This window comes from Nocardia sp. NPDC059764 (assembly GCF_042732555.1).
Classification (GTDB): Bacteria; Actinomycetota; Actinomycetes; order Mycobacteriales; family Mycobacteriaceae; genus Nocardia.
In genome coordinates, this window is the sequence record NZ_JBHWHH010000026.1 from 1 (window position 1) to 16281 (window position 16281).

Sequence of the window (16281 nt, forward strand, 5' to 3'; positions counted from 1 at the left end):
CCCGCGAGCTGGGTTAGATCTCTTTGCGCATCTGGGCGGTCAGGGGCTTCATGTAGCCCGAGCCGAGCAGGCGGCGCATGACGTTCATCGCCTTGGCGTCCTTGCCGATCAGGATGAGCGGCTTGTTCTTCCGGATGCCGTTGACGATCGTCTTGGCGCAGTCCTCCGGGCTGGTCTGGGCCAGGCGGTCGAAGTTGGCGGCCAGGTCGTCGCGGGAGCGGTTGGCGGCAGCCCGTGCCTTCCAGGCGATCTCGGTCTTGATCATGCCCGGGTGGACGCTCGAGACGCCCACATTGTGCCCGGCGATGATCATCTCCTGGCGCAGTGCGTCGCTGATCGCGTGCATGGCGTACTTCGACGAGCTGTAGCCGCCCTGGCTGGGGCAGGCCACCAGGCCGAACATGCTGGAGACATTGGCGACATGGCCGTCCCCGGAGGCGATCACGTGCGGCAGGAACGCCTTCACGCCGTGCAGGGTGCCCCAGTAGTTGATGCCGAAGATCCACTCCAGGTCTTCCCAGGAGACCTCCTCGATATTGGCGGTCAGCGAGACACCGGCGTTGTTGATGACGATGTTGACCTTGCCGAAATCGGCGACGACCTCGTCGGCGTGCGCGTAGACGGCGGCGCGGTCGGCCACGTCCAGCTTGTAGGCCCGCGCCTTGGCGCCGACCTTCTCGCACAGCGCCACGGTCTCGGCGACATTGTCGTAATTGCGGCCGGACAGGGCCAGCTGGGCTCCGTTGCGCGCCAGCTCGAGCGCGAGCGCCCGGCCGATGCCCGCTCCCGCACCGGTGATCACAGCGACTTTGCCGTGGAAGTCCTTCATGGGTGTTTCCTTGTCTCGCTTCGCGAATAACCCCGGCGAATCCGGGGACCGGAGCCTTACTGGGTGGTGAAGCCGCCGTCGGCGATGAACTCGGCGCCGGTGCTGTAGGAGGAGTCGTCGGAGATGAGGAACAGCACCATGTTGGCGAGTTCCTCGGGGGTGGCCGGTCGGGCGATGGGCTGGTTGGCCGCGATGCTCGCCGACCGCTCGGACGCGGCCACCATCTCGGTGGCCACGATGCCCGGATGCACGGAGTTGACGCGGACATTGTCTGCCGCGAATTCCTGTGCGGCCGTTTTGCTCATGCCGCGCACGGCCCACTTGGAGGCGACGTAGCCGAGAATGTTCGAGTAGCCGATCAGGCCGCCGGTCGAGGAGATGTTCACGATGGAACCCACCCCGGCGCGGCGCATGGAGCCGATGACGGCCTTCATGCCCAGGAACACGCCGACCTGGTTGACGTCGATCACCTTGCGGTAGTCGGCCTCCGAGAGCTTCTCGATGGAGTCGACGTGCACGATGCCCGCGTTGTTGACCAGGCCCGAGACCGGACCGAAGGCCGCCTCGGTCCGCGCGACCACGTCGTTCCAGGCCGCCTCGTCGGTGACGTCGAGCGGGAAGAACCGGGCGGCGTCACCGATCTCGGCGGCGACGGCCTCCCCGGCCTCGACGAGCACGTCGGTGATCACCACCTTCGCGCCCTCGGCCGCGAGCTTGCGGGCGAAGGCCGCCCCCATGCCGCGCGCGCCGCCGGTGACGATGACGACCTTCGAATCAACCCGTCCCATGTCAGTTCTCCTGCGCTGCTGCGGTTTCCGCGTCGGCCAGGTGGTTGGCCGCGATGTAGCCGAACACCATGGCGGGGCCGATGGTGGCGCCCGCGCCGGCGTAGTCGTTGCCCATGACGGCGGCGGAGTTGTTGCCCGCCGCGTACAGGCCCGGGATGACGTCGCCCTGGTCGTTCAGGACGCGGGCGTGCTCGTCGGTGACCAGGCCGCCCTTGGTGCCCAGGTCGCCCGGCACCATCTCGACCGCGTAGAACGGGCCGCGCTCGAGCGGGGCCAGGGTCGGGTTGGGCTTGACGGTCGGGTCGCCGTAGTAGCGGTCGTAGGCCGAGTCGCCGCGCTGGTAGTCCTCGTCCCGGCCGTTGCGGGCGAAGACGTTGAAGCGCTCCACGGTGGCGGCCAGCTTGTTCGCCGGGATGCCCAGCTTGTCCGCCAGCTCGGCCAGGGTGTCGGCCTGCTTGATGATGCCCGCGTCGAAGTACTTCTGGGGCAGCGGCCGCTTGGGGAAGTTGCCCAGGAACAGGTACCGGTCGCGGAAGTTCTGGTCGAAGATGAAGTGCGCGGGAATGCTGCCCGGCACCTTCTTCTCCTCCTCGTACATGGTGTGCACGACGTTCACGTACGGCGCGGACTCGTTGACGAAGCGGTCACCCTTGGCATTGACCACGATCGCGCCCGGCTGCGAACGCTCGGCCAGCATGAAGAACGGCGGGCCGTCGGGGTTGCGCACCGAGGGACCCCACCAGGCGTCGTCCATCAGATCGACCGCCGCGCCGGCCTTCTGGCCCGCGACGATGCCCTCGCCGACGTTCTCGGTGGCGCCCACGGTCCAGCCGGTGTTCTGCGGGCCGTCGATGTACTGCTCACGCATCTCGAGGTTGTGCTCGAAACCGCCCGCGGCCAGCACCACGCCGCGGCGGGCCTTGATGGTGACGGTGCGGCCCTCGTGCTCGGCGCGCACGCCGACCACGGTGCCGCCCTCGATGACCAGGTCGGTGAGCGGGGTGTTCAGCCACACCGGCACGCCCGCGTCGCGCAGCGACAGCCACAGCCGGGCGGCGAGCGCCTTGCCCAGGCTCAGCGGCTTGGCGCCCTTGATCATGTTCAGCGCGGTCTGCGCGCCGACCTTCATGGCGGTCTTCTTTCCGGCCCAGGTGCGGGCGATCATATTCAGGTCGTGGAAGTCCTTGACCGTGATCGCGATGCCCTTGGGGGCGGACATGGTCGGGCGGTTGATCTTGTCCAGATCCGCGCCGAGCAGGCGGCCGTCGATGATCTTGGGCTCGATGCTGCGGCCCTGCGCCAGACCGCCCGGGAACTCCGGGTGGTAGTCGGAGTAGCCGCGGTCGTAGGCGAACGCCCAGTGCTTGGAGCGGGCGCCGATGTAGCGGAACATCTCCGGGCCATGCTCCAGGAACGCGCGCTGCTTGGCTTCCGGAACCCGATCGCCGACAACGGCTTTCAGGTAGGTACGGGCCATCTCCGGGCTGTCCGGCACGCCCGCGGCCTGCAGCACCGGGTTGTTCGGCACCCAGATGCCGCCGCCCGAGCGCGCGGTGGAGCCGCCGAACAGGCTGCTCTTCTCGATCAGGGTGACCGACAGGCCCCGGTAGGCGGCGGTCAGCGCGGCGGTCATGCCGGCCGCGCCGGAACCCACCACCACGACGTCGAATTCGAATTCCATGAATCTCGTTCCTTAGTAGCCGCAGCTGGTCAGCATGCCGCCGTCGACGACGAATTCGCCTCCGGTGCAATAGCTCGAGGCGTCCGAGGCCAGGAACAACGCCACCTCGGAGACCTCGACCGGCTGACCCCAGCGCGGAATGGGCAATTCGGAGAAGAAGGAGTTGCCGTCCACCCCGGACGCGCCCGCCACGGACGCGGTCATGGGGGTGGCGATGCCGCCGGGATGGATCGAGTTCACCCGGATACCCGAATGCCCCAGTTCCCGGGCGGCGGACTTGGTGAGACCCCGCAGCGCGAACTTGCTCGCGCTGTAGGCCGACAGACCGGCCGCACCGACGAAGCCCTCGACCGAGGACACGTTCACGATGGACCCGCCACCGGCCTCGATCAGGGCGGGCGCGGCGGTCTTGATGCCGAGGAAAGCGCCCGTCACGTTGATGTTCATGATGGTCTGGAACTCGTCCAGGCTCATCTCCACGATGCGCTTGAACCGCAGGATGCCGGCATTGTTGACCAGCACGTCCAGCTTGCCGAACGTGGCGACGGCCGCGGAAACCGCTGCCTGCCAGTCGCTTTCGCTGGTGACGTCCTGATGCACGAAATGGACGGCTTCGCCCAGCTCGGCGGCCAGGGCCTTGCCCTCGTCGTCGAGCACGTCGCCGAACACGACCTTCGCGCCCTCGGCCACGAAACGGCGCACATGCTCCGCTCCCATGCCCCGGGCGCCGCCGGTCACCAGCGCTACCTTGCCGTCCAGCTGTCCCACCTGATCCCGTCCTTCCGCTGCTGTTCAACCGACGCTAAGTCCCGATGCGGAAGACCGGCACGGTGTGGTCCCGGCCACTGAGACAACCTCATGACCTGAGGCTATGGGTGCAGTTGTATTCCGTTTAGGCATAAACGCCCGGACGGGTGAGGCAGCGCCCACCGACGGGCCCCGACTGCGCGGCAAGGAGTCCTCGGATGAAGTTCTCGATGATCTTCGAAGCGCAGATGACCGATCCCACCGCCGCCCACGAAGCCCAGGTGCTGCGCGACTGCGTCGAGCAGGCCGTGCTGGCCGACCGGGTCGGCTTCGACACCGTCTGGGCCGTCGAACACCACGGGCTCAAGTGGTACGCCCACATGAGCGCGCCGGAGATCTTCCTGACCTGGGTGGCCGCGCAGACCCAGCGGATCCGGATCGGGCACGGCGTGGTCTGCATGCCGTTCAACTTCAATCACCCCGTCCGCGCGGCCGAACGCGCCGCCATGCTCGACGTGCTGTCGGGCGGCCGCCTGAACCTGGGCGCGGGCCGCGGCGCGACCGCCGTCGAAACCTCCATGTGCGGAGTCGATCCCGACCGCACCTACCAGGAGGTCGAGGAATCGCTGCGGATGATCGCCGCCGCCTGGCAGGACCCCGAGGGCGCATTCGAATACCACGGCGAACTGCTCGACATCGGCCCGCACCACCTGCTGCCGCGGCCGGTGCAGCGTCCCCATCCCCCGCTGTTCATGGCCTGCACCAAGAAGGACACGCTGAAACTGGCGGCCGAGTACGGAATCGGCGCGCTGGTCCTGGGTTTCGCGGGCATCGACGAGATCGCCGAACTGCGCCGCATCTACGACGACGCCATCGCGGCCCGCACCGGCGAACGCCTGGTGTCCACCGTCGTCAACGACCACTTAGCGGCGCTGTGCCCGACCATCGTGCTCGACGACCGCGAACGGGCCCGCCAGATCGGCGCGCGCGGGCAGCGGTTCTTCGCCCAGTCCATCAAGTACTACTACGGCGCGGGCCCGGTGCCCGACGAGGCCGTGGACCCGGGCGTGGACGAACTCGCCAAGATGCGCGAGGTCGCCGACGAGCACGTCGCCTACCTGCACGAGGCCAAGATCCCGGTGAAGACCGGGGCCACGGCCATCTTCAACACCGAGCACGCCTACGGCACCGCCGAGGACGCCATCGCCTACGTCGAGCGGCTGCGCGACGCCGGGGCCGACGAGATTCTGTGCCTCATCCAGATGGGCACCGTGCCCCAGGAGGCGTGCCTGGAAACCATCCGTCAATGGGGGGAGAAGGTCATCCCCCACTTCCGCACCCAGTAGCACCGTCGCAACCCAGACAGAGAAGGAAACCGAAATGGCTGATCTGACAGGCAAAGTCGCCCTGATCACCGGGGCCGCCCGCGGCCAGGGCGCGGCCGAGGCCACGCTGTTCGTCCAGCGCGGCGCGAAGGTGGTCATCACCGACGTGCTCGAGGCCGAGGGCAAGGAACTCGCCGAATCCCTCGGCGAGAACGCCCGTTTCGTGCGCCACGACGTCACCGACTCCGAGAGCTGGGACGCCGCGGTGGCGGTGGCCGTCGACACCTTCGGCAAGCTCGACGTGCTGGTGAACAATGCCGCCATCTACACCATGAAGCCGATCGCGGAGACCACTCCCGAAGAGCTGGAACGAATCCTGCACGTCAACCTGGTCGGCGCGTTCCGCGGCATCAAGGCGGTGCTGCCGGCCATGACCGCCAACGGCGGCGGCTCCATCGTGAACATCTCCTCGCAGTCCGGGCTCGAGGGCCTGATGAACCACTCCGCCTACGGCTCCTCCAAGTGGGGTCTGCGCGGCCTGTCCAAGGTCGCCGCCCTGGAGCTGGGCTTGTCCCAGATCCGGGTCAACTCGGTGTACCCCGGCCCCATCGCCACCCCGATGGTGCCCTACCTGACCACCGGCCCCGGCAGCTTCCCGACCCTGCCGCTCGAGCGCACCGGCCTACCCGAGGAGGTCGCCGAGCTGGTCGCCTTCCTCGCCTCCGACGCCTCGGCCTACATCACGGGTGCGGAGGTGTCCATCGACGGCGGCCTGGCCGCGGGCAAATTCATCCCGCGCGGCATGTAGTTCCGCGAACCCCGCAGTGACACAGCGCGATCCAGGAAGGCCCGTAATGACCCTGTCCCCCGAATGGCAGACCTTCGTCGACGCCGCCACCGCGGCGTTCCCGGCATTGGGCACCGAGGTGTTCGACGCCGCCGAAGCACGGGCCTTCCTGGCCGCCCGCCGCCCCGCCCCCGTCGAGCCCATTCCCGTTGCGGGAGTGGAGGATCGCACGGTGCCGGGCCCGGCCGGCGCGCCCGAGGTGCCGGTGCGGGTGTACCGGCCGCTGGACGCCGAACCCGTTCCGGCCATCGTGGTCTTCTACCACGGCGGCGGATTCGTGCTGTGCGGCTTGGACTCCCACGACCGCTTCTGCCGCGCCATGGCCAACGAGGCCGGGGTGATCGTGGTGTCGGTGGACTACCGCCGCGCCCCCGACGCCCGCTTCCCGGCCGCGGCCGACGACGCCTCCGCGGTGCTGCGCTGGGTCGCCGAGCACGCCGAGGACCTGGGCGGGGACGCCGGCCGGATCGCGGTGGCCGGGGACAGCGCGGGCGGCAATCTGGCCACCGTCGCCGCCCTCGCCGCGCGTGACAACGGCGGACCCGACCTCGCGTTCCAGCTGCTCATGTACCCGATGCTGGATCCGGCCTGCGATCGGCCGTCGCACACCGAGAACGCGGAGGGCTACTTCACCACCGCCGCGCACATCCGGTGGTACTGGGAGCAGTATCTGTTCTCCGATGCCGAGAAGTCCGACCCCTACGCCAATCCCACCATCGCCGACCTCACCGGGCTGCCGCCCGCGCACATCGCCACCGCGGAATTCGATCCGCTGCGCGACGAGGGCGAGGCCTACGGGCAGCGGCTGCGCGAGGCCGGGGTGGAGACCGAGATCCACCGCTGGAACGGCACCGTGCACGGGTTCATGTCGATGGCCTTCCATCTGCGAGAAACGCAGCGCGCCAATGCGACCGCGTTCACCGCGCTGCGCCGGGCGCTGGCGCGCACGCCCGTCGTCTGAATTTCACCGCTCGTTCCCGGCCCGACCGGTTAGCATCACCTGCGTTCGTCCGTTTGAAACGTCAGGAACTCACTTGCCGGTTGCACGCCACACCCCGGTCACCGGAGCGGCCACACTCACCACGGCCCTGGCATTGGCCACATCGACCCTGGCGCTCGCCACGTCGGGCCTGGCCCTGGCGGGCAGCGCCGACGCCGCACCCCAGTACTACGGCACCCTCGCGCTGTCCAGGCTGAAGAACACCGCGGTCGTCGGCACCGACGCGAACCGGGTCGTCGCCGACGCCGCCGCCATCCGCGACTGCGCCAGCTACGACTGCGAGATCGTGCTGCGCTTCAGCGACGGCTGCGGCGCGGTCGCGCAGGGCGCGGACGGCACCTGGGGCTGGGCCGTCGGACCCAGCCTCGCCGAGGCCGAACAGAACGCGGTCGCCGGACTCGGCCAGAGCGCTCCCCCGTTCCCCGACCTGGGCAGCGCCCAGCCCCGCGCCGCCCGGGTGGCCGCCAGCGCCTGCACCGAAAACGCTCGGTAGCAACCGCTTTCGGGCACCTGCCTCAGTGCGGGTACTGGGCCTCGTAGGCCGCCCGCTCCGCGGCACGTCGGGCCGCACGAGCTGGGCTCTCCAGATCCTCCGGGAAACCGTGCTTCACCAATCGGTGGGCACGGTTCATCGGCATGTAGGCCACGATGTAGAACAGCGCCAGCAGCAGGCCGAGCAGGATCACCGAAAGCTGTAGCCACAGTTCGCCCGGCAGTAGGAAGGCGAGCGCGAATACCGGCAGCAGCGGCACCAGCTGGCGCACGATGTGCCGGGGCACCGCCCACGGACCGGTGAGGTCGTTGCGCACCCACTCGCGCAATTCGCCGGGCAGCACGCTGCCGAACGTGTAGGCCAGCCACTGAACAGGGTTGGGGCGCTTCATTTCCGGTGTCCCTTCGTCGATCCGGTGAGCTCGGTCTGCTCCGAAACAGACTGCCGCGCCGCGGCATTCACCCGGTTCAGCACATCGCGCAGTTCCTCGAGATCCGCCAGGCTCACCCCCAGCCGCGCCACCACGGCCGGGGGGATCTTCTCCGCCTCGGTGCGCAGTTCGCGTCCCGCGTCGGTCAGATCCACGACCAGGTTGCGTTCGTCGTGGCTGTCCCGCCGCCGGGTGATGAGCCCCGCCGCCTCCAGCCGCTTGAGCAGCGGCGACAGCGTGGGCGAGTCGAGCTGAATGGCCTCGCCGATGTCCTTGACCGACATCGGCGCCTCACCCCACAGCGCCAGCATCACCAGATACTGCGGATGCGTCAGGCCCATCGGTTCCAGCAGCGGCCGATACACCGCCAGGACCGACCGGTTCGCCACGGCCAGCGCGAAACACACCTGCCGGTCCAGCCGCAGCGGGTCGTCGACCTCCACCGTTCCGCCCTCCTCGCTCGTCTTCGTTAGGGCAATAATAGTTAATGCACTAACTGTTCGTCGACGACCCAGTGGGTAATTGGCGTCACATCACTCCCACGACGCCCGCATGGCCACGATCCGGCCGGTGTCCATGTAATCGCGGAACAGCGTGACCTGGCCGTTCTCGACCCGGATCACATTGACCGACGTCCGCGCCCACGCCCGGCCGGTCCCGGGACGCGTGACGTCGACGTCGATCTCGGCGATGAGGGTGTTCGGATCGGCGGTCTCGTGGATGACCGGGCGAATGGCGTGAATCTCGATGCCGGACATGCCCGACCAGCGCTGCGCGAGGTACGCGCGGATCTGCTCACGGCCCTCGATCCGGGACGGCTCGCCCGGAATGACGAACGGCATCTCGAACACGACATCCGGGGCGAGCAAGGCCGCGAACCGATCCGCATCACGCGCGGGCAGGGCGTCGAAGAGTCGAATCACAAGGTCACGAGGGGTTTCCACGGAAGTGGTCATGAGTGCCTCCTAAACGGAACGTTGGACCCGCTCAATAATCGGGGCGTACGCCCCGCTTGTCAACGGCTAGGTAGGCTGTCGGACGTGACGGACAGACCCCTGCGCGCCGACGCCCGCCGCAATCGCGAGCGGGTCCTGGCCGCGGCCCAGGAAGCCTTTGCCGCCGAGGGCATCTCGGTGCCGCTCGACGAGATCGCGCGGCGGGCGGGCGTCGGGGCGGGCACCGTGTACCGCCACTTCCCCACCAAGGAGGCGCTTTTCGAGGCCGCCATCCTGGATCAGGTCGAGAAGATCACCGCGCACGCGCGCGAACTGACCGCGGCCGAGGATCCCGGCGCGGCGTTCTTCGAGTTCCTCGCGATGATGGTGCTCGAGGGCGGGGTCAAACGGGATCTGGCCGACGCGCTGCGCTCCGGCGGCGCCGAGTATCCGCGCACGGTGTCCCACGATCTGAAAGAGGCGCTGGGGATGCTGCTTTCCCGCGCCCAGGACGCCGGGGCCGTGCGGCCCGAGATCAGCGTCGACGATCTGCTGACCATCATCAAGGGCGTGTTCCTCGCCGTCCATGAGGCCGGCGCCGCCCCGGGACTGCGCGAGCGCACGTTCGCCGTGATCGCGGATGGTTTGCGCACGAACCGCTGACCTGCGATGACATGCGGACAGCACCGATCGCCTGAACGCGCTGATCGCCGCACACGGCCCCGGCGTGATCGCGGTGGACTCGCTGTACTTCGACCAGTGGGCAGCCGCGCGGACCGTTCGGGACGTCGACCTCGCAAACGCGCAGCAATGGTCGCTGAAATATTGCGGAATTAACTGAACCATGGGCGAATCGCGCCCATGGTTCCGTAATTCCGCGTGTTCTCCCGGCTCTGATGCTTGGATGCTCCATGTGCTGACCAATTGCCGCCGGAGTTGACAACGGGAGATCAGATTCGATGAAGCGTGCGATCCGCGCCGTCGCCCTCACAGCCTGTCTGGCCCTGGCAGCCTGCGGCAATGGACCGAAACCCGACGACGCGCCGCCACCGCCGCCCCCGCGGACGCTCACCATCGGCATCAAATTCGATCAACCCGGACTCTCGGTCAAGGGCATCGACGGCAGACCGCGCGGGTTCGACGTCGACGTCGCGACCTATATCGCCGGGAAGCTGGGCGTCACGCCCGAGCACATCACCTGGCGCGAGGCCCGCACCGACCAGCGCGAAACCCTCGTGAGCTCCGGCGCCGTCGATTTCGTCGTCGCCTCGTACTCCATCACCGCCGCCCGCCAGCAGCTGGTCTCCTTCGCCGGGCCCTATCTGCTGGCGGGCCAGGACCTGCTGGTGCGGCAGAGCGAACGCGCCATCGACCAGCCCGAGGACCTGGACGGCCGCACCGTCTGCACCGCCGAGGGCTCCACCTCGGCCGACAAGATCCGCCGCAGCTTCGCCCGATTCGTCCGCCTCACCACCCGGGACAGCTACCCGCAGTGCGTGGCCGACCTGATCAGCGGCACCGTCGACGCCGTCACCACCGACGACGTCATCCTCGCCGGCTACGCCGACGAACACCCCGGCACGCTGCGGCTGTCCGGCCACCGGTTCACCCGCGAACGCTACGGCGTCGGAGTCCGCAAGGGCGACATCGCATTGCAGGGCCGCATCACCTCGATCATTCGCATGATGATCGACGACGGCAGCTGGCGGCGCGCACTGGAAAAGCACCTCACCGCGACCAGTTACAAACCGCTACCCGCGCCCGCGGTATTCAACGCCCCCGACCGCACGGTCGAACCCGGCGACCCCACCACCCTCGACCCGGAATTGGTGAAAGCCGCCAAAGCCGTCGCCGCCACCTCCAATGCCCGCGACTGGGAAGGATTCCGCTCCCTGGTCTGCCCCGAGAACGCCGACGCCATCGACGAAATAGTTTTCCAATACACCCCCCAATACGACAAAACCCTGGGCCCGGAAATACGCAATGCCGGTTACACCAATACCGTCACCGGCGTCACCCAATCCGGCGCCGACGCCGCCACCTTCGCATTCCACGAGACGTTCACCAATGTGCCCGAGAAATACCGGCACTACTTCAAGGACGTCGACTACACCGGCACCATGGTCCGGCGCGAGGGATCCTGGAAGCTGTGCAGCCTCACCGCCGACTTCGTCGAACCCTGACCGCGAAATAATGCGGTGCGCCGGGACGGGCGGTGGACCTACCGTGAAAGGCAGTCGAAGGAAAGGACTGTCCGATGTTTCCCGTCGAGCTGCGCGGTACCCGAGCGCAGACGCTCATGTGGGCCCACGAGCACGAGGTCGGCGCGGCCGCGCTCCAGCAGCTGCGCGATATCTCGCAACTGAAATGGGTGTACGGCGTCCGCGTGATGCCGGACGTGCACCTGGGCAAGGGCGCGACAGTGGGATCGGTCATCGCCATGCGGGACGCGGTCGCGCCCGCGGCCGTCGGCGTGGACATCGGGTGCGGCATGGAAGCGGTGCTCACCTCGCTCACCGCGTCCGACCTGCCCGACAACTTGCACTCGCTGCGCTCCCGCATCGAGGCGGCGCTGCCGGTCGGCTTCGCGGCGCACCGCGAACCCGTCGACGTGAACCGCCTGAACGCCGAGGTCTTCGGCCAGCGCGCCGCGGGCACCACCATGCGTGCGGGCTGGGAGCGGTTCTGGAAGGGCTTCGACACCCTGGATCCGATCGTGCGGCCCCGGGAAGCCAAGGCCCACAACCAGATGGGAACCCTCGGCGGCGGCAACCACTTCCAGGAACTGTGCGTCGACACCGAGGACCGGGTGTGGATCCTGCTGCACTCCGGAAGCCGCAATATCGGCAACGAGATCGCGCAGCGGCACATGGCCGTCGCCCGCGAACTGCCGCACAACCAGGACCTGCCGCACCGCGACCTGTCCGTATTCCTCTCCGGCACGCCGGAAATGGACGCCTACCGGCGCGACCTGACCTGGGCCCAGGAGTACGCGGCCCGCAACCGGGCCGTCATCCTGGCGCTGGTCTGCAAGGCCGTGCGCGATGAATTCGACGGGCTGGCAGTGCGTTTCGACGAGCCCATCTCCTGCCACCACAACTATGTGGCGGAGGAGATCATCGACGGGATGCCCATGCTGGTCACCCGCAAGGGCGCGGTCCGGGCCGGCGCGGGCGACCTCGCGCTGATTCCCGGCTCCATGGGGACGCGGTCGTATGTGGTTCGGGGCAAGGGGAATCCGGCCTCGTTCCAGTCCGCCTCGCACGGGGCGGGACGGCGGATGAGCCGCAACGCGGCCAAGAAGCAGTTCACCGTGGCCGACCTGGTGAAGCAGACCGAGGGCGTCGAGTCCCGCAAGGACGCCGGGGTGATCGACGAGATCCCCGCGGCGTACAAGGACATCGACCAGGTCATCGCGGCCCAGGCGGATCTGGTGGACGTGGTCGCTACGCTGCGGCAGGTGTTGTGCGTGAAGGGGTGAGAACGGGTCAGCGGCGGCGGAACGTCGCCGCTGCACCCGCACCCACCAGCAGGATGCCCACGATGAGCGGGAATCCGGTCTGCAACCACTGGTACAGCGCGACATGCATTTCGTCCGACAGGGGTAGATCGCCGATCAGTCGGAAGGTGTCGTCCGGGAAGATGAAATGGATGATCCCGGGCAACACTCCCCACGCCAGCCCGGCCACGACGGTGCCCGCCGGGGAGTAGGCGGCCAGCGCCGCCACCACCAGGAAAAGCGCTGCGGCCAGCAGGATCTGGAAGGTCGAGCCGACCCGGTCGGCGAAATCCCCCAGGATCGCCCACTGTCTGGTCCCGGCCGCGCCACGGGCGGCCAGCGCGATCCCGACGGGGGTGATCAGCAACCCCGCCAGCGTGCCGGCCACCGTCCGCGACACCGTGCTGCTGCTACGGAATTGCGCCCCGGGCGGAGTCCACCCCGCGGGCGACGGAAACTTCTCCGGCATGTGCGTCTCCCTGCGCGCCCCCGGACGCCCTTCGTGCCCGGAACCCTATTGTCCGTCCGCGCAGCGGATTCCGCCCGATCTTGACGGCACCGCGATCAAGGCGGGTTCCGGCGGTGTCTCACACGAGCAAGGCCTGTCCGGTTGGGGGGATGTGCACCTTTGTCTCCGGGGCCAGATCGGCTGCGGCGGCGCGGAAGTGCTCCGCGCCCGCACGGTCACCCTTGGTCATGAGGCGATCGCCGACCGGGCCGCTGGAGAAGGCGTAGTGCATCGGGACCGCCAGGCGCGGACTCAGCACCCGGGCCAGATCGGCGGCCTCGATCGCGTCCATCACCACCTGCTTGTTGAGTGCCGGGCGGATGCGCAGGCCGTTCACCGGCAGCAGGGCCAGGTCCAGATCCGGGAAACGCCGGGCGATGTCGTCGAGTTCGGCGATGCGCAGGGTATCCGCGCCGAAGAAGACGGTGTGACCGTCGGCGCGCAGCACGAAGGTCACCTCGGGGACGCCATGACTGGCGGGTGCGGCGGTCACCTCGACCGGGCCGAGATGCGTGCTCTGCCGAGGAGCCAACTCGACCACGTTCGGGAAGCCCGCGGCGCGCACCTGTTCGGCGAGGCCGGGCACGACCGCGAACGGCACCAACTTGTCGGGATACAGGACCAGGGCGTCGAGATCGCAGTGGTCGTAGTGGCCGTGGCTGATCACGATGCCGGAGAGCTCGGGCAGGTCGGCGGCGGTCGCGAAGGCGCGCGGTTCGCCGGGGCGGTAGAAGCGGGTCTCCGACAGCCAGGGGTCGGTGAGGATGCGCGCGCCGCCGAAATCGAGCAGGGCGCTGGCGTGGACGACACGGGTCACGGTGAACATGGCGGGTTAGTTGACAAGACGCGGCCGCCGCCGGGGCGCCCGATCCCGAGGCCACCGCGCAATGCCTGTGGGCGGGATGCACGGCCTCGTCACGCTGCGCCAGGACCGGCAGAGTTTCCCGTGGCTGCCGCTCGATCGCCTGGTCGACACCCTGGTCGCGGCCCACTCGGGCACCGGATAACCGACCGCGCGGGGGTCCGAAGTTCGCCGGACATCCGGGCGGCGGCGCCGGGGTGTCGGTGCGGTGAGGCACGATGGAGCGCGTGACCTCGACCGACTCCTCCCCCACCGCCCCCGTGTCCACCGATCTGCGCGAGGACGCGGAACGGCTGCTGCGGGAACTGGCCGGGCCCGCCGCGCGGCTCCGGGAGGACCAGTGGGTCGCGATCGAGGCGCTGGTGGTGCACCGGCGGCGGGCGCTGGTGGTGCAACGCACCGGATGGGGTAAATCCGCCGTCTACTTCATCTCCGCGAAGCTGCTGCGCGCCCAGGGGCGGGGGCCGACGGTCATCGTGTCGCCGCTGCTGGCGCTGATGCGCAACCAGGTGTCGTCGGCCGAGCGCGCGGGAGTCGTTGCGGCGACCATCAATTCGGGCAATGTCACCGAATGGGACGAGATCCACGCGCGGGTGGCCGCCGGCGACGTCGACGTTCTGCTGGTCAGCCCGGAGCGGTTGAACAATCCGGACTTCCGGGATTCGGTGCTGCCCAAGCTGGCCGCCGACGCCGGACTGGTGGTGATCGACGAGGCGCACTGCGTATCGGACTGGGGGCACGACTTCCGGCCGGACTACCGTCGGATCCGCACGCTCATCGCCGATCTCGGCTCGGAGGTGCCAGTGCTGGCCACCACGGCCACCGCCAACGACCGCGTGGTCACCGATGTCGCCACCCAGATCGGCACCGACACCCTGGTGCTGCGCGGCAGCCTGGACCGGGAATCGCTGCACCTGTCGGTGGTGACGATTCCGGACGCGGTCCGGCGCACGGCCTGGCTCAGCAAACGACTGCATGAGCTGCCCGGCTCGGGCATCGTCTACGCGCTCACCGTGGCCGCGGCCCACGACCTCGCCGACGTGCTGAACTCGCACGGGCACCACGTCGCCGCCTACACCGGGCAGACCGACCCCACCGAACGCGAGGCGCTCGAGGCCGCGCTGCTGAACAACGAGGTGAAGGCGCTCATCGCGACCTCCGCGCTCGGAATGGGTTTCGACAAGCCCGATCTCGGCTTCGTGGTGCACCTGGGCGCGCCCTCCTCCCCTATCTCCTACTACCAGCAGGTGGGCCGCGCGGGCCGCGGCACCGAACGCGCCGAGGTGGTGCTGCTGCCCGGTCACGAGGACCGCCAGATCTGGAGCTACTTCGCCTCGGTGGCCTTCCCGCGCGAGCACATCGTGCGCTCGGTGCTGGCCGCCCTCGACACCGAGCGCCCGCTGTCGACAGCGGCATTGGAACCGCTGGTGGAGCTCAATCGCTCACGCCTGGAGATGGTGCTCAAGGTGCTGGACGTGGACGGCGCGGTGCGCCGGGTGCGCGGCGGCTGGCTCGGCACCGGCGAATCCTGGGTCTATGACACCGAACGCTACGAGCGCCTCAGCGTCGCCCGTGAGGCCGAGCAGCAGGCCATGATCGACTACCAGTCGACCAGCCAGTGCCGGATGACGTTCCTGCGCAGCCAACTCGACGATCCGGGCCTGGTGCTCGGCACCCACTGCGGCCGCTGCGACAACTGCACCGGCGCCACCCAGGACACGGCGGTCGACGACTCCGACCTGGCCGACATCCGCACCCGCCTGGACCGCCCCGGCATCGACCTGGCGCCCCGCAAGCAGTGGCCCACCGGCCTGGCCAAACTCGGAATCCCCTTGTCCGGCAAGATCACCGACGGCCCCGAGACCGGCCGCGTCCTGGGCCGCCTCAGCAATCTCGGCTGGGGCCAGCGCCTGCGCCCGCTCCTCGACGGCCCCGACGCCCCCGTCCCCGACGAGGTCTTCCGCGCCTGCACCATCGTGCTGCGCGAATGGGATTGGGCCCAGCGCCCGACCGCCGTCCTGGCCCTCGACTCCGGCGCCCGCCCCCTGCTGACCCGATCCCTGGCCGCCCGCCTCGCCGAGATCGGCCGCCTCCAGGATCTGGGCGTCCTCGCGCTGCGCCCCGACCTGCCCCCCGGTCTCCGCCGTCAACTCCGCCCACCGGGTCGCCGCCCTCCACAATGCCTGGGAGACACCGGATCTCACCGCCGTCGACGGCCCCATCCTGCTGGTCGACGCCCTCACCGACACCGGCTGGACCTTCACCATGGCCGCCCGCCAACTCCGCGCCGCCGGAGCCGACGCGATCCTGCCCTTCGCGTTGGCCACCCCTTCCTGA

16 protein-coding genes and 1 pseudogene are annotated in these 16281 nt (G+C 69.0%); 8 read left to right on the plus strand and 9 right to left on the minus strand.

What is annotated here, in order from left to right; all coding sequences use genetic code 11:
• Positions 1 to 13: 13 nt before the first annotated feature.
• From ACFV4K_RS07940 to ACFV4K_RS07955, 4 genes are read right to left on the minus strand one after another with little or no spacing between them, the layout of a single operon-like run.
• Positions 14 to 829 (minus strand): SDR family NAD(P)-dependent oxidoreductase, encoded by an 816-nt coding sequence (locus ACFV4K_RS07940; RefSeq protein ID WP_379272998.1) that lies wholly within the window; start codon positions 827 to 829, stop codon positions 14 to 16.
• A gap of 56 nt (positions 830 to 885) precedes the next feature.
• Positions 886 to 1617, minus strand: a complete 732-nt coding sequence (locus ACFV4K_RS07945; RefSeq protein ID WP_379273000.1) for a glucose 1-dehydrogenase — start codon at positions 1615 to 1617, stop codon at positions 886 to 888.
• A 1-nt stretch (position 1618) separates the two neighbouring features.
• Entirely contained in the window at positions 1619 to 3298 is a 1680-nt protein-coding gene (gene kstD / locus ACFV4K_RS07950; RefSeq protein ID WP_379273002.1) for a 3-oxosteroid 1-dehydrogenase, read from the minus strand.
• Between the two features lie 12 nt (positions 3299 to 3310).
• On the minus strand, positions 3311 to 4066 hold the full coding sequence (locus ACFV4K_RS07955; protein WP_379273004.1) for a glucose 1-dehydrogenase: 756 nt from the start codon (positions 4064 to 4066) through the stop codon (positions 3311 to 3313).
• Between the two features lie 197 nt (positions 4067 to 4263).
• Between ACFV4K_RS07955 and ACFV4K_RS07960 the strand changes: the two genes are divergently transcribed.
• From ACFV4K_RS07960 to ACFV4K_RS07975, 4 genes are all read left to right on the plus strand, one after another.
• A complete protein-coding gene (locus ACFV4K_RS07960; protein ID WP_379273006.1) occupies positions 4264 to 5391 on the plus strand; it encodes an LLM class flavin-dependent oxidoreductase in 1128 nt (375 codons plus the stop codon).
• Between the two features lie 34 nt (positions 5392 to 5425).
• On the plus strand, positions 5426 to 6178 hold the full coding sequence (locus ACFV4K_RS07965; protein WP_379273007.1) for an SDR family NAD(P)-dependent oxidoreductase: 753 nt from the start codon (positions 5426 to 5428) through the stop codon (positions 6176 to 6178).
• Between the two features lie 46 nt (positions 6179 to 6224).
• A complete protein-coding gene (locus ACFV4K_RS07970) occupies positions 6225 to 7178 on the plus strand; it encodes an alpha/beta hydrolase (protein ID WP_379273009.1) in 954 nt (317 codons plus the stop codon).
• A 73-nt stretch (positions 7179 to 7251) separates the two neighbouring features.
• Positions 7252 to 7710 carry a DUF4189 domain-containing protein gene (locus ACFV4K_RS07975; RefSeq protein ID WP_379273011.1) on the plus strand — a complete coding sequence of 153 codons (459 nt, stop codon included), beginning with the start codon at positions 7252 to 7254 and terminating at the stop codon, positions 7708 to 7710.
• Between the two features lie 22 nt (positions 7711 to 7732).
• Here the strand turns inward: ACFV4K_RS07975 and ACFV4K_RS07980 are convergent, their stop codons facing one another.
• The 3 genes from ACFV4K_RS07980 to ACFV4K_RS07990 all read right to left on the minus strand — a co-directional run bounded on the left by ACFV4K_RS07980 (position 7733) and on the right by ACFV4K_RS07990 (position 9096).
• The gene (locus tag ACFV4K_RS07980) at positions 7733 to 8101 is read right to left on the minus strand and encodes a DUF5313 family protein (RefSeq protein ID WP_379273012.1); all 369 of its coding nucleotides are present in this window, start codon (positions 8099 to 8101) and stop codon (positions 7733 to 7735) included.
• Positions 8098 to 8583, minus strand: a complete 486-nt coding sequence (locus ACFV4K_RS07985; RefSeq protein ID WP_379273014.1) for a MarR family winged helix-turn-helix transcriptional regulator — start codon at positions 8581 to 8583, stop codon at positions 8098 to 8100. The genes ACFV4K_RS07980 and ACFV4K_RS07985 overlap by 4 nt, the downstream gene beginning before the upstream one ends.
• Positions 8584 to 8673: 90 nt before the next feature.
• Entirely contained in the window at positions 8674 to 9096 is a 423-nt protein-coding gene (locus tag ACFV4K_RS07990; protein ID WP_379273015.1) for a nuclear transport factor 2 family protein, read from the minus strand.
• Between the two features lie 84 nt (positions 9097 to 9180).
• On the opposite strand from ACFV4K_RS07990, the gene ACFV4K_RS07995 reads away from it, so the two are divergent.
• The 3 genes from ACFV4K_RS07995 to ACFV4K_RS08005 all read left to right on the plus strand — a co-directional run bounded on the left by ACFV4K_RS07995 (position 9181) and on the right by ACFV4K_RS08005 (position 12556).
• The gene (locus ACFV4K_RS07995; protein ID WP_379273017.1) at positions 9181 to 9738 is read left to right on the plus strand and encodes a TetR/AcrR family transcriptional regulator; all 558 of its coding nucleotides are present in this window, start codon (positions 9181 to 9183) and stop codon (positions 9736 to 9738) included.
• Positions 9739 to 10034: 296 nt separating this feature from the next.
• Entirely contained in the window at positions 10035 to 11258 is a 1224-nt protein-coding gene (locus ACFV4K_RS08000; RefSeq protein WP_379273018.1) for a glutamate ABC transporter substrate-binding protein, read from the plus strand.
• Between the two features lie 74 nt (positions 11259 to 11332).
• Positions 11333 to 12556: an RtcB family protein gene (locus ACFV4K_RS08005; protein ID WP_379101260.1), complete on the plus strand. Its 1224-nt coding sequence runs from the start codon at positions 11333 to 11335 to the stop codon at positions 12554 to 12556.
• 7 nt (positions 12557 to 12563) lie between these two features.
• Here the strand turns inward: ACFV4K_RS08005 and ACFV4K_RS08010 are convergent, their stop codons facing one another.
• On the minus strand, positions 12564 to 13043 hold the full coding sequence (locus ACFV4K_RS08010) for a hypothetical protein (protein ID WP_379273020.1): 480 nt from the start codon (positions 13041 to 13043) through the stop codon (positions 12564 to 12566).
• 118 nt (positions 13044 to 13161) lie between these two features.
• Positions 13162 to 13908 carry an MBL fold metallo-hydrolase gene (locus tag ACFV4K_RS08015; protein WP_379273021.1) on the minus strand — a complete coding sequence of 249 codons (747 nt, stop codon included), beginning with the start codon at positions 13906 to 13908 and terminating at the stop codon, positions 13162 to 13164.
• A gap of 254 nt (positions 13909 to 14162) precedes the next feature.
• On the opposite strand from ACFV4K_RS08015, the pseudogene ACFV4K_RS08020 reads away from it, so the two are divergent.
• Positions 14163 to 16281, plus strand: a pseudogene (locus ACFV4K_RS08020) (RecQ family ATP-dependent DNA helicase).

Bases quoted from the DNA above. Each gene is read 5' to 3' on its own strand.
- ACFV4K_RS08000 (WP_379273018.1), top strand. From the start codon at position 10,035: ATGAAGCGTGCGATCCGCGCCGTCGCCCTCACAGCCTGTCTGGCCCTG.
- ACFV4K_RS08010 (WP_379273020.1), bottom strand. From the start codon at position 13,043: ATGCCGGAGAAGTTTCCGTCGCCCGCGGGGTGGACTCCGCCCGGGGCG.
- ACFV4K_RS08005 (WP_379101260.1), top strand. From the start codon at position 11,333: ATGTTTCCCGTCGAGCTGCGCGGTACCCGAGCGCAGACGCTCATGTGG.
- ACFV4K_RS07940 (WP_379272998.1), bottom strand. From the start codon at position 829: ATGAAGGACTTCCACGGCAAAGTCGCTGTGATCACCGGTGCGGGAGCG.
- ACFV4K_RS07945 (WP_379273000.1), bottom strand. From the start codon at position 1,617: ATGGGACGGGTTGATTCGAAGGTCGTCATCGTCACCGGCGGCGCGCGC.
- ACFV4K_RS07965 (WP_379273007.1), top strand. From the start codon at position 5,426: ATGGCTGATCTGACAGGCAAAGTCGCCCTGATCACCGGGGCCGCCCGC.
- ACFV4K_RS07960 (WP_379273006.1), top strand. From the start codon at position 4,264: ATGAAGTTCTCGATGATCTTCGAAGCGCAGATGACCGATCCCACCGCC.
- ACFV4K_RS07980 (WP_379273012.1), bottom strand. From the start codon at position 8,101: ATGAAGCGCCCCAACCCTGTTCAGTGGCTGGCCTACACGTTCGGCAGC.
- ACFV4K_RS07990 (WP_379273015.1), bottom strand. From the start codon at position 9,096: ATGACCACTTCCGTGGAAACCCCTCGTGACCTTGTGATTCGACTCTTC.
- ACFV4K_RS08015 (WP_379273021.1), bottom strand. From the start codon at position 13,908: ATGTTCACCGTGACCCGTGTCGTCCACGCCAGCGCCCTGCTCGATTTC.
- ACFV4K_RS07970 (WP_379273009.1), top strand. From the start codon at position 6,225: ATGACCCTGTCCCCCGAATGGCAGACCTTCGTCGACGCCGCCACCGCG.
- kstD (WP_379273002.1), bottom strand. From the start codon at position 3,298: ATGGAATTCGAATTCGACGTCGTGGTGGTGGGTTCCGGCGCGGCCGGC.